13 protein-coding genes are annotated in these 12,114 nt (G+C 65.7%); 6 read left to right on the plus strand and 7 right to left on the minus strand.

The window, feature by feature from the left end; all coding sequences use genetic code 11:
• Nucleotides 1–72 precede the first annotated feature (72 nt).
• The 4 genes from D103_RS0100130 to D103_RS0100145 all read left to right on the plus strand — a co-directional run bounded on the left by D103_RS0100130 (nt 73) and on the right by D103_RS0100145 (nt 3,591).
• The gene (locus D103_RS0100130) at nt 73–1,083 is read left to right on the plus strand and encodes a multicopper oxidase domain-containing protein (RefSeq protein ID WP_018875350.1); all 1,011 of its coding nucleotides are present in this window, start codon (nt 73–75) and stop codon (nt 1,081–1,083) included.
• Nucleotides 1,084–1,127: 44 nt separating this feature from the next.
• Nucleotides 1,128–2,186, plus strand: coding sequence for a multicopper oxidase domain-containing protein (locus D103_RS0100135; protein ID WP_231366570.1), 1,059 nt, complete (start codon nt 1,128–1,130; stop codon nt 2,184–2,186).
• An 86-nt stretch (nt 2,187–2,272) separates the two neighbouring features.
• Nucleotides 2,273–3,058 (plus strand): ankyrin repeat domain-containing protein, encoded by a 786-nt coding sequence (locus D103_RS0100140; protein WP_018875352.1) that lies wholly within the window; start codon nt 2,273–2,275, stop codon nt 3,056–3,058.
• 179 nt (nt 3,059–3,237) lie between these two features.
• Nucleotides 3,238–3,591, plus strand: a complete 354-nt coding sequence (locus tag D103_RS0100145; protein WP_018875353.1) for a metalloregulator ArsR/SmtB family transcription factor — start codon at nt 3,238–3,240, stop codon at nt 3,589–3,591.
• A gap of 96 nt (nt 3,592–3,687) precedes the next feature.
• On the opposite strand, the gene D103_RS0100150 is transcribed toward D103_RS0100145, so the two are convergent.
• Both D103_RS0100150 and D103_RS0100155 read right to left on the minus strand, forming a co-directional pair.
• A complete protein-coding gene (locus tag D103_RS0100150; protein ID WP_018875354.1) occupies nt 3,688–4,767 on the minus strand; it encodes a lipoate--protein ligase in 1,080 nt (359 codons plus the stop codon).
• Between the two features lie 44 nt (nt 4,768–4,811).
• Nucleotides 4,812–6,923 carry a TonB-dependent siderophore receptor gene (locus D103_RS0100155; RefSeq protein WP_018875355.1) on the minus strand — a complete coding sequence of 704 codons (2,112 nt, stop codon included), beginning with the start codon at nt 6,921–6,923 and terminating at the stop codon, nt 4,812–4,814.
• 144 nt (nt 6,924–7,067) lie between these two features.
• On the opposite strand from D103_RS0100155, the gene D103_RS0100160 reads away from it, so the two are divergent.
• Nucleotides 7,068–7,700, plus strand: coding sequence for a MarC family protein (locus D103_RS0100160; RefSeq protein ID WP_018867375.1), 633 nt, complete (start codon nt 7,068–7,070; stop codon nt 7,698–7,700).
• Nucleotides 7,701–7,766: 66 nt separating this feature from the next.
• Here D103_RS0100160 and D103_RS0100165 read toward each other — a convergent pair whose 3' ends face one another.
• Both D103_RS0100165 and D103_RS0100170 read right to left on the minus strand, forming a co-directional pair.
• The gene (locus D103_RS0100165; protein ID WP_018867376.1) at nt 7,767–8,267 is read right to left on the minus strand and encodes a heme-binding protein; all 501 of its coding nucleotides are present in this window, start codon (nt 8,265–8,267) and stop codon (nt 7,767–7,769) included.
• A 194-nt stretch (nt 8,268–8,461) separates the two neighbouring features.
• Complete coding sequence (locus D103_RS0100170) at nt 8,462–9,232, minus strand: hypothetical protein (protein WP_018875356.1); 771 nt, start codon at nt 9,230–9,232, stop codon at nt 8,462–8,464.
• A gap of 164 nt (nt 9,233–9,396) precedes the next feature.
• Between D103_RS0100170 and D103_RS0100175 the strand changes: the two genes are divergently transcribed.
• The gene (locus D103_RS0100175; protein WP_018867378.1) at nt 9,397–10,452 is read left to right on the plus strand and encodes an NAD(P)-dependent alcohol dehydrogenase; all 1,056 of its coding nucleotides are present in this window, start codon (nt 9,397–9,399) and stop codon (nt 10,450–10,452) included.
• Here the strand turns inward: D103_RS0100175 and D103_RS0100180 are convergent.
• From D103_RS0100180 to D103_RS0100190, 3 genes are all read right to left on the minus strand, one after another.
• On the minus strand, nt 10,442–11,089 hold the full coding sequence (locus D103_RS0100180) for a dienelactone hydrolase family protein (protein WP_026280206.1): 648 nt from the start codon (nt 11,087–11,089) through the stop codon (nt 10,442–10,444). The genes D103_RS0100175 and D103_RS0100180 overlap by 11 nt on opposite strands.
• Nucleotides 11,076–11,729, minus strand: coding sequence for a phosphoribosyltransferase (locus D103_RS0100185; protein WP_026280207.1), 654 nt, complete (start codon nt 11,727–11,729; stop codon nt 11,076–11,078). The genes D103_RS0100180 and D103_RS0100185 overlap by 14 nt, the downstream gene beginning before the upstream one ends.
• A 130-nt stretch (nt 11,730–11,859) precedes the next feature.
• Nucleotides 11,860–12,063, minus strand: a complete 204-nt coding sequence (locus D103_RS0100190) for a DUF2892 domain-containing protein (RefSeq protein WP_018867381.1) — start codon at nt 12,061–12,063, stop codon at nt 11,860–11,862.
• Nucleotides 12,064–12,114: the final 51 nt, after the last annotated feature.

Genomic DNA, 12,114 nt, shown 5'->3' on the forward strand with positions numbered 1-12,114 from the left:
ACTTCTGCGCACTCCCTTGTTCAACACGGAGGTAGCACGCGCATGCATCGAAGAAATTTCTTGAAGGGCGGGATGGCGCTGTCCGCCGGGTTCGCGATTCCGGGCACGATGGGCCTGCTGGCCTGGGCGCCCCGGGCGCACGCCGAGGAGCTCAGCATTGATCTGACGGCACGGCGAGGCGACGTGACCATGATCGATGGTACGTCGGCGCGGATTTTCGGCTTTTCTGCCACGGGGGCGATGTCCTGGCCGGGTCCGACCCTGGTGTGCCAGGAGGGCGACACCATCACGGTCAATCTGCAGAACACGCTGCATACGCCGGTGGTGTTCCATGTCGGGGCCACCAATATTCGTTATCAGGCCAGTGCGCAGAACAACATCTCGTTCTCGTTCTCGGCGCCGCCGGCGGGTACGTACCTGTACTACGACGACCAGAACAATGGCGTCAACCGGATCATGGGCCTGCACGGGGCACTGGTGGTGATGCCCGCGGGGATCAAGGATCGGCCGTTCATTGGCGGACCGCAGTTCGTGCGCCAGTACAAGTGGCTGTTCAGCAATGTGGATCCGGCGTGGGGCGAACAGGTCCGCAACCTGGGGGATTACCAGGTCAGCTCCATCGACCCGGACAGCTTCGATCCGCGCTATTTCACGATCAACGGGCATGCGTACGAGAACACGCACGAGTACAACACCGAGTTGATGGGCCACTACGACGAGGCGGCCTATGTGCGAATGCTGAACGCTGGCGGGATCGTCCATGCCCCGCACTTCCACGGGAACCACGTGGAAATGGTGACGATCAACTACGAGCGCTTCAGTGCCCCGTTCAAGAACAAGGATGCTGTTTCCATGTTCCCGCTGGACGTGCGCGACGTGATCTATCCGTTCAAGGCTCCGCCGGATGCCTATCCGCCGGTCTCCGCCAATCAGATCCAGCACTTCCCGATGCACTGCCATTCCGAGATGTCGCAGACCGCGGGCGGGGGCTCTTATCCCCACGGCGCACATGCGCCGATCGTGATGGGGGCGGCGCCGTCGATGGAATCGGATCTGACCCAGAAAGTGGATGACCTGTCCTGATACAAGTTCGGCGCAACCAACGGATTGAAACGGAGCACAAGATCATGAGCAGAAATCGAGACGGCGGTGGCATGGGTGGCGGCGGTATGGGCGGTGGCTGCGATGCCGGTATCACCGGCAATTGCGGCCTGCATATCGACGCCCCGAATACCCCGAACCGCGTCACGCCCGATGTGGAATTCTTCCTGAACACCTTCATGCAGGGCAGCCAGATCATCAATGGTGTCGAGGTCCCTATCTGGGGCTTCAACATGGATGGTGGTATGGGTGGTGGCGGCATGGGCGGTGGTGGTGGCGGCATGGGCGGTGCCATGCCGTCCCCGCCGATGCGCGTGCGCCAGGGGCAGATCGTGCACACCCACCTCAATGCGATGGCGATGATGGCGCCGCACACGGTCCACCACCATGGCATCGAGCCCGATACCTTCAACGACGGGGTCGGTCACTACTCGTTCGATGTACTCGGGGAGTACACCTACCAGTGGCGGGCGTCGCAGGCGGGTACCTACTTCTACCACTGTCATACCAACACCGTTCTGCATGCCGAGATGGGGATGTACGGTGCCCTGATCATCGACCCCCCGAGCGGTCCCGGCACCGTGTACGAGGGTGGACCAAGCTACACGGTGGAGGCGATCTGGGCCGTGGACGACATCGACATGAACTGGCACTGCCTGCCCTGGGATTCCGCTCTCTGCGGGGGCGACGCGGGGTTGAATGACTTCAACCCGGAGATCTTCTGCATCAACGGGATTGGTGCGGATCTCAGCGAGACCGATCCCTCTGTGGTGGTCAACGCAAGTCGCGTGGACCGGGTCCTGCTGCGCTACATCATGGCGGGCTATGTCCCGCAGCGAGTGCGTTTTCCGGCCGAACTGGGCCCGATCCAGGTGGTCGCGGAGGATGGCCGGCCGCTGCCGCAGATCGAGACCATCCCGGCGGGCGGGGAGATCCTCATGACCTCCGCGGAACGTTACGACCTGATCTTCGAGCCGCAACAGGCGGGCTCGTTCCCGGTCGATATCGATTTCTTCGACTATCGGGCCGCGAACGGCATGCTGAAGCCGATCGGGTCGATCCGCACGCGGTTCAATATTTCCTGATGGAGGGACCCACGAAACGTGGGCCTCGGGTTGGTAATACCGCCCCCGGCGATCGAGGGATCGCCGGGGCATTTTCTGGAGAAGCCATGCGACAGTTTTACAAATGCCTGGTCATGGCGGTCTGCCTTTCGGGTATGGCGGGCCCCGGCCTTGCCGATGACAGCGACAAGCGAGCGGAAGCCCTGTACCAGGCGGTGGCCAGCGGTGACACGGAACGGGTGCGTGATCTGATTGACGGCGGCGCCGATGTGAATCGCGCCCAGCGGCCCTGGGAACTGACCCCATTGCTCGTGGCGGTCGGCCTCGATGCGGAGCTGACGGACCTGCTGATCCGTGCGGGGGCGGACGTGAACGCGCGCGAGCGCGAGGGGGTAACAGTCCTGATGAAGGCCGTGCACGGCGGTGATGCAGCCGTGGTCCGGCGGCTCCTGAAGGAGCCGGCTCTGGACGTGGATGCAAGGGGCCCGAGGGGTAATACCGCGCTGACTTACGCCGTCCTGTATGGATATGCGGACATGGTGGCGGCACTGGTGGAGCAAGGGGCGGATGTGGATGTCGTGCGCGCCGATGGCACTACGCCGAAAGGGATTGCGCGGCACATGTACGCGCTGGCCGAGGCCATGCCCGGAGAAGAGGGGGAGGATGCGTCTCCAGGCGGTGCCCACGCCCATCATGGGCGCGGGACGCATGAGGTCCGCCATGATCCGCCGCATGAGGGTCCCCATGATCATCACCGGAGCCGCGCCGAGGCGGTGTCTTCCCATGGGCGCGTGCTCGGGATTCTGGTCGAGGCGGGGGCCTCGGTCGAGGGGGAGAAGGACACGCCGGCCGAGAGCCGAGGCGCTGGGGGGCATGGCCATCACCATCATTGAATGCGGCAGGGCTTTCGTTCCGTGCGGGAATGATGCCAAGCGAAGGGACGTCTGCTCTGAACCCCCGCCCGCGTGGCGTTGCCCCTAGCCTGCGTCTTTGAGTTGCTGGAAACGAGGGCTTCTTGTCGCGATCGCGGGCCCGGTATACGGTTCGCAAAAGGAATTTAGCTGGATTCGATATGTCGCTTAAACCAACGGATTTGTTCAACCTGCTGGCGGACGAGACACGGCTGCGTTCGCTGTTGCTGATGCAGGCGGAAGGGGAGCTTTGTGTGTGCGAGCTGACGCATTCTCTGGAGATGTCCCAGCCGAAGGTGTCGCGTCACCTGGCGGCCTTGCGTCAGCACAAGGTGGTGCGGACGCGGCGGGAGAGCAACTGGATCTATTACCGGATTGCGTCCGATTTGCCGGAGTGGGCGGGCGCGACCCTGCAGGCTGCCGAACGCGCGGCGGCGGGAGCGGAGCCCTATGCGGGGGACCGGGCGCGGCTGGCTACCGCGCCCAGCCGTGCCGAGTTCCTCGACTCGGCTTGATCAGCGCACCACCGGGATACGCGGCATGACAAAACGGCCGGCGCCCCTTGCAGGACGCCGGCGTTTTCGTTTGCACCTCCGGTGGAGCGGAGGTGATCAGTGCGGTTCGCGGTGGACGCAGGCCAGGATCGCGGTGGCGATGTCGCCGGGTTCGATACCCGGGGCATCCAGGCCGATCTCCTGCATGCAGGCGGTCGCGGCGGTTTGCAGGGCCTCCTGGTCCAGCGGCTGGCCGTGCAGGGCGTCGGCGATGCGGTCCATGCCGTCTTCCGGGAAGACCGTGAAATCGCCGGACAGCAGGAGATCCGCGATGTGATCGTCCTTCTCCATGAGCTGGGCCCGGATCAGGCCGCCGGCGGCCTTGTGGGCCCCCTCGGTCAGGTGGGTGCCCGCGGCGATCTTGACGCCCATCTCCACGAATTTGCGGCCCTTGCGGTAGGTCCATTCAGGGTCCGTGAGGTCGGCCATCTGTTCCTCGATGGCGGCGGTTTCCTCGGCGGTGGGCTCGCTCAGCTCGACCTCGACGTCGAGATCGCTGGCCACCCGTTTCAGGAAGGCGTCGCGCACAGTCTCGCGTTCCGGCATCTCCCCGAGTTCGCGGGACAGCGTGGTGATGTAGTCCTCCATGCCGGCGCGCAGCTTGTCGCGGAACTTCTCCGAAGGGACCTTGAGGCAACGCGCCATGGTCGCGGTGTCGAAGTCGAACATGAAGCTGCCGACCATCACGGTGGCGTTGCCAATACTGGCGGCACCCGTGCCACCGATCTTGCGTCCGTCCACGTGGATGTCGTTCACCGGGCGGAAGGTCGCGTTCACGCCCAGGTCCTGATAGGTGTTGATCACCGGGTCGATGAACTTCTTGTAGATGTCGGAGACGATCCGCGGCGCCTTCGACGACGGGTAGATGAAGTGGAAGAACATCTGGTTGTGATCCAGATATACCGCACCGCCGCCGACGTGGCGGCGGATGATCGGCAGGTTCTGTTCCTTGCAGAAGTCTTCGTCGGCCTCCAGGGCAATCTCCTGATGCAACCCGACGCAGACATAGGGGTCGTCGGGGTTGACCAGGGTGAGCACAGGATCGTCGTCCTTGCCCATGGCCTCGGCGATGCCGTGGTAGACCGCCTGGGACCGCACGGCCGGCTGCTGGCCGAAATCGATTACGCGTAAACGCATGGTGTTGTCCTTGTCTTGTCTTGGGGGCGATGTCCGCGGCCGGTCTAGAACTCGGCGTTCCAGGTGAGCCCGAAGCTGCGACCGGGGGCCCAGATGTCCTGTACGCCATTGGCCGGGTCCAGACGTGCCTCCGTCATCTCGTTGACGTGCTCGCGGTAGGTCTTGTTCGCGATGTTGGTCACGCTAAAGGTGATCTCGTTGGAGCGAAAGCCGGCGCTGGGCCCGAAGCGGTAGCCGACAGCGAGGTCGGCGGTGGCGAAACCGGAGGTGTTGCGCTCGGTACCGTCCGGGAAATCCTCATTGGCGGTGAACCGGTCCGCGGTGCGGCTCTGACTGGCGACTGCCCGGATGCGGGCATCCCACTGCCAGCCTTTTGCAGTCGACTGGGTCAGGCCAATCGTGGCCTCCGGCGGGGGCATCTGGGTCAGCGGCTCGTCAAAGCGGCGGTCGCGGTTCTCGCCGCGGATCCACGTGCCACTCGCATAGCCGGTGATCGCGTCGGTGAAGGCGTGCTCCACCAGGGCCTCGATGCCGTGGATGCGGGCCTCGTCCAGATTGATGGTGTCCTTCTCGTCGCTGCTAATCGTTACGCCACCGATGTAATTGCGGATGCGGCTTTCATAGGCGGATACGGTGTAGGAGGTCGCGCCGATTTGGCCGCGGGCACCCACTTCGAACGTGCGGTTCCGTTCCGGATCCAGTTGCGGGTCGCTGTTCCATGTGTACCCATCGCTGTAGGGATAGGTCAGGTAGCGTTCCAGCAGGCTGGCGGAGCGGTAGCCCTCGGACAGGCTGAAGTAGGGGTTGAAGGCCTCGTGCAGGTGCCAGGTGAGCCCGGCCGACCAGCTGAGGTTACGATCAGTGTTGTCCAGCGGCCCGGTAACGCCCATGGCGGCGTCAGCACTCCCGCGTACCTCGTCATAGCGGGCCCCTATATTGACGGTGGCCCAGTCGAGGTAGGTCTCGTGCTGAACGAACACGCCGGCAGACTCGATCTTCCCGTTCTCTACGAGCGGCATGCGAATCACCGGTTCGTAAGAAGTGCTCTCCAGCCCGATAAAGGACACCGGGCTGGCGCGCAGCCGCCAGGCCTCGGCCCCGAGCAGCAGGATCTGGTCATCGGTGGGGACCAGCTCGGTCTGCACGCGGAGCCCGTCGGTGGTGAAGTCGGTGTCGGAGGTCCGGTAGTCCTTTTGCAGGCGGTCGCTCCAGTCGTAATTCCCGCGAGAGAGGTCCTGTCGATAGATGGAGGCCTCCACCCGTGGCGCCCAGGCCCCGTTCAACTCGCCTTCATAGCTCAACTCGACGAGATCACGTGTCTGGCGCGGTGTGTAGTGCGTATTCACACCTGCCGGGCGCTGCCCGTCGTTCGGCGTAAAGGTGCGCGAGGCGAGATACCAGACGTCCTTGCGTTCGTCGCGCTGGGCGCGGAACTGGACCTCGTGGCCGGGCGCCAGCTTGCCGCGATAGCGCAGGTGGTAGGCGTTTTGTTCGGTCCCGGAGTCGCGCAGGCGGTCGCCGTTGCCGTTCTTGTAGTCGTCGGTGTTCAGATACGCGGTGGACAGGTCCAGCACGTTGCGGTCGTTGGAGACGGTTACGCCGACCGCGCCGCGGATGCCGTCATCCACCGAGGTGACACCGAGGCGCGAGAAACCACGGGTCTCGGGCTCCTCGGTGAAGTCGCCGCCGCGGGTGATGATGTTGATCACGCCGCCCATGGCGCCGGCGCCATAGAGTACGGAGCCCGGACCGCGCACGATCTCGATGCGTTCGATCAGGTCCACGTTCACGTAGGACGCCAGCGAGCCACGCGCCGGCGGCTGCATGGCGTTGATGCGTACGCCGTCCACCAGCACCAGGACCTGGTCGCGCTTGAGGCCGCGGATGATCGGATCGGAGCCCACCGATCCGTCCACCGCGGTGGCGATGCCCGGCTGGCCCCGCAGCAGATCGCCCAGGGTGCGCGCCTCGCGGTTGCGGATCTCGCTGGACTCGATCACGGTGACCGAGGCGGGGGTCTCGTCGATCAGCGTCTCGTAGCCCGTCGCCGTGACCGACACGGTGCCCAGAGTGTGCGCGGCGTCCTGGGCGTGGGAAAGGGCGGGTGACGCAAGCAGACTGGCCAGCGTCAGCTGACCGACAACACGACGTTTCATGGCTGGATGGCTCCCCAATCGGTATTTCAGAGCGCGCTAAAGTAGGTTCGTGAAACACGAAGGGCAACTTACACCTCGAAGTGTCGGGCTCATTCAGGTTTGTGCCATGCCCCCCGGAAGGGGCCGCGAGAGGAGGGATCCGCCATGCTGGAACTGGGAATCGTCGCACTGACCACGTTCTTCGTGACCATCGGGCCGGTGGATGTGGCGGTGGTGTTCGCCGTGCTCAGTCAGGGCATGAGCCCGGCCCAGCGGCGAGCTATGGCGATTCGCGGGGCGCTGGTGGCCGGCGGTATTCTCCTGCTGTTCGCGCTGGTCGGAGAGGCGCTGCTTTCGATTCTGGGCATTTCGCTGGCGGCGCTGTATACCGCAGGCGGCATCCTGCTGCTGCTGATCGGGATCGATATGGTGTTCGCCCGCAGTTCCGGCGGCGTATCGGCGACGGCGGCGGAGACGCAGGAGGCCCGGACGCGCAAGGACCTGTCGATCTTCCCGCTGGCGACGCCGTTGCTGGCCGGCCCCGGCGCGATGGGAGCCGCCATTCTGATGATGAGCCGGGCCGAGGGCGATCCCGCCGCTCAGGCGGTGGTGCTGGGCGCGCTGGTCGCCGTGATGGTCCTCGCGTTGGTGTGCCTTCTGGTGGCCTCGCGGCTGCAGCACTGGCTGGGCGTGACCGGGGCGCATGTGCTGACGCGCATCCTGGGGGTCCTGCTGAGCGCGCTGGCCATGCAGTTTATCTTTGACGGGCTGCAGCGCAGCGGTTTGCTGGGGGCATGAAGGGACCGAGGGGATCCCGAGCGGGGGCCTGTCGCCTGTGGCGGCAAGGCCCCCGCGTCGCGTAGATCAGAGCAGGTCGTCGGCGATCGCGTCCATGCCGGCGGCCGCGCATTCATCGTCGATCTGACCGCTGGGCGCGCCGGAGATGCCGATGCCGCCGATAATGCGGCCCCCGGCCATGATCTGCTTGCCCCCGCCCAGGATGCTGACCCGGGGCAGATGCTGGATCCCGTAACCGGCCGCGCCGGGATCGGTCATTTCGCGCAGTTCCAGGGTGTCGGTGCGGAAGCTGACGGCCGTCCAGGCCTTGCTGATAGCGGTGTCCACGGTATGTGGCCCGGCGAAGCGATCACGCTTGAGCGCCTGGGGCGTCCCGTGGCGGTCGACCACCGCCGCGGTCACCTGGGTGTCGCGATCACGGCAGGCCTGTACCGCCGCCTCGGCGGCCTTGACCGCGAGTTCGGGGATCAGGGTGGGGGTATCGAACGTCCCCTCGCTGGCATGCAGTGGCGCGGCAGCCAGTACGAGGGCGATGGGGGCGGCAAGAGCGTAGCGCAGAGTCTTCATTACGGGCCTCCAGGGAGCCGGGGTTTCGCACCCTGATCACTAGATCGCCCGGTCGTGCCCTTCAAGCGGTCCACGATGCGCGCGGACCGGCTGCTCAGCCTGCTTGAAGAAACGATCCGTTTCGCCGGTAAGTTACTGTGTTTTCTTTATAAAACGCATCAAATAACGCTGGCGCGAGTGGTCGTCGAGCTGGCTCAGGCCGCGCCGCTGGCGACTTCGCGATCACGGCGGGCGAGGTCGCGCAGGGCATGGCGCAGGGCGGGCCGAAGCGGGGTATTCAGATGGGCGCGGGCGCGTCCCGGCGGTATCCCCTGATCGCGGCAGAACAGACCCAGGGCATAGGCAAGATCATCGCGGGACAGCGCGGCTTCACGTTCGGCAGACGGGCCCTTGCAGGCACCGCACTGATTCACGCGGACCTGAAAGGCGGTATTGGTCAGCATTACGCCGAAGCCCATGCGGGTGGCCAGAAGCTCCGCGATGTGCGCCTCGTTGCCTTCCAGGGCCGGTGGGGTCTGGCGCGCCGTGGCGAGCAGACGCAGGGCGATCTCGCGTGCGAAGTGGGCGATCAGGGCCTGGGAATGGGGGACCAGTTCCGGATCGTAGGGGATACCCACTCCCGCGCTCTGGGCTGTCGCTTCGTTCGAGGCGGCGCGGGCCGTGCCCATGGTGTCCCAAGGGACCGGGGTGTCCATCAGGTTGCCGGGATGCGAGAGCCGAAACGGGCCGTCGGCGAGCCCGGCATGCTCCAGAACGCGATCGAAGACCAGCTGTGCCATCGCCTGCCGGGTGTCCGCCTGGCCGGGGAAGTGCTCGGCCGTGGGCAATACCAGGTGTGCCTTGCGCAGAAGCGGGCCCAGGTGGGGTTCGTTCCCGGCCCAGTCGAAGACCGCGTGAATCCAGGCACGGCTTTCCGGGTCGAGGGCGGGCGCGCGTTGAAACAGGCGGGGGATGAGCGAGATCACATGCGATCCTGAACGGCGGATGTAGCCTTATTGTACGGCAGGCGATCGTCGGGTCGCGATCGCAAGGCTCGGTCCAAGTGACCAGGCGGACGGCCTGCTATGTTCGATAAACAGGTTGCGCATGAAGCCATATGCAACAACCGGCCAAACCCCAGGAGGCCAGCATGAGTACGATGAAGGCGGCGGTTTTCGTCGAGCCGGGTCGGATCGAGATTCAGGATCGGCCCATCCCGGAGATCGGGCCGACGGATGCCCTGCTGCGGGTGACGACCACCACGATCTGCGGGACCGATATTCATATCCTCAAGGGCGAGTATCCCGTGGAGGCCGGGCGCATCGTCGGGCACGAACCCGTCGGGGTGATCGAACAGCTGGGGAGCGCGGTGACCGGCTACGAGGTGGGCCAGCGTGTGATCGCGGGGGCGATTACGCCCTGCGGGCAGTGCCATTCCTGTCAGGAAGGCATCTCCAGTCAGTGCGGTGGCAAGGCCATGGGGGGCTGGCAGCTGGGGAACACGATCGATGGCTGCCAGGCGGAGTACGTGCGCATTCCCAACGCCCAGGCCAACCTGACCCCGGTGCCGGACGGGCTCAGTGACGAGCAGGTCCTGATGTGCCCCGACATCATGAGCACCGGTTTCGGCGGTGCGGAGAGCGGGCACATCCATATCGGCGACACGGTGGCGGTGTTCGCGCAGGGCCCGATCGGCCTGTGTGCCACGGCGGGCGCCAAGCTGATGGGCGCGACCCGGATCATCGTGGTCGATGGTGTGCCGGAACGCCTGGAGACCGCCCGCAAGCTGGGCGCGGATGTGGCGATCAACTTCCACGAACAGGACCCGGTCGAAGCGATCATGGACCTGACCGGGGGCCGCGGGGTGGATGTGTCCATCGAGGCCCTGGGGCAGCAGGAAACCTTCGAGGCCTGCCTGCGGATCCTGAAACCGGGCGGGACGCTATCCAGTCTCGGGGTGTACTCGGGCAAGCTCTCGATGCCGCTGGATGCAATCGCGGCCGGCCTGGGGGACCACACCATCGTGACGACGCTGTGCCCGGGCGGGAAGGAGCGCATGCGGCGGCTGATGGAGGTGGTCGCTTCGGGGCGCGTGGACCTGACGCCGATGGTGACGCACCGCTACAAGCTGGCCGATATCGAGGCCGCCTACGACCTGTTTTCGCATCAGCGCGACGGCGTGCTGAAGGTGGCAATTACTCCGTAGGGAGCCACTGACGGAACCAGGCCGCCGCGAGTTCCGCCGCCTGTTCCAGCGTGCCGGGTTCCTCGAACAGGTGCGTGGCGCCGGGGATGATCTCCAGATCGCAACGGGCGGGCATCAGCGCCTGCGCCTGGCGGTTGAGCTGGATGACGGTGGTGTCGAGGCCGCCCACGATCAGCAGCGTGGGGCTTTGCACCCGTTCCAGGGCGTTACCCGCCAGGTCCGGACGTCCGCCGCGCGAGACGACCGCCCGGATCGCTTGTGGCGCGGCCGCGGCGGCCCGCAACGCTGCGGCCGCGCCGGTGCTGGCGCCGAACAGTCCCTGCGGCAGAGCCGCCAGGGACGGCTGGGCCGTGGCCCATTGGCAGGCCTGCACCAGCCGCCGGCCGAGCAGCTCGATGTCGAAGCGGTTGGCGTAGGTCCGGTCCTCCTCCTCGGTCAGGAGGTCGAACATCAGCGTAGCCAGGCCGCTGTCCTGCAGGGTGCCGGCGACCTGGTGATTGCGGGGGCTCAGGCGGCTGCTGCCGCTGCCATGCGCGAAAATGACCAGCCCAATGGGCGACCCGGGCAGGTCGAGGATGCCCTGGTGGGGATCGCCATCCAAGACGAGGCTTACGTTACGGTCCTCAGCGGGAGACATCGGGGCGTTGCGACTGGTGGACCGAGGCGAGCAAGGCGATCACTTCGTCATCCGAGGTCTGCTCGAAGTCTTCGTAATAAGCTCCGACCGACCCGCGGAAATACTCTGGGATATCCAGGGTGACCAGTTCGTCTGCCTCGGTTTCTAGCAGCGCGGCGGTCTCCGCCGGCGCGACGGGGATGGCCACGACGAGCTGGCGGGGCCGGCGCTGGCGGGCGTCGCGGATCGCGGCCCGCATGGTCAGGCCAGTCGCGATCCCGTCATCGACGATGATGGCCATTTTGCCGGTCACCTCCGGCGCGGGTGCCGTGCAGTACAACTCGCGCCGGCGCCGGGCCTCCGAGCGCTCGCGCGCCTCGGCCTGCTCCAGCCAGTCGGGATCCACGCGCTCCGCCTCGCGCGGATTGCAGACCCGTTCGCCGTGTTCCGGTACGGCACAGATGGCGTACTCGGGGTGGAACGGGTGACCGATCTTGCGCGGGATCAAAAGGTCCAGCGGCATGCCCAGGTGCCGGGCGACCACAGCGCCCAGCGGCACCCCGCCTCGTGGCAACGCATAGACGACCCCGGGCTGACCTCGATAACGGTCCAGGGCGCGGGCGAGCCGCTCACCGGCTTCATTGCGGTCTCGGAAGCGCATGCGGGCACCTCGCGCAGGGGGTTATTCCCGTGAGTGTAGGCCACCGTATCGCGCACCGGGGAACGCCAAAAGAAAAGGCCCGGGGCCAATGGCGCCCGGGCCTCGCGAGGAGATGGTCTGGTCGAGGGGCTTAGTTGAAGGCTTCCCCGGGCTTCACGCCCATGGCCTTCAGGATCATCGCCAGCGGGCAGAAGCCGGTGAAGGCGGACTGCAGCAGGTTGAAGCCAACGAACAGGGTCAGGATCAGCCACATCGGGGTGAAGAGCCAGGCGAGGATGGCGCTGATGATCACGACGGTGCCGGCAAAGGCGAGGACGATGCGGTCAATGCTCATGGATGATGCCTCCGGGTTTCGTATTAGTAATCGCTAATATGTAGTCTGTCG

The sequence above is a fragment of the Thioalkalivibrio sp. ALE31 genome (assembly GCF_000377405.1).
Taxonomy (GTDB): domain Bacteria; phylum Pseudomonadota; class Gammaproteobacteria; order Ectothiorhodospirales; family Ectothiorhodospiraceae; genus Thioalkalivibrio.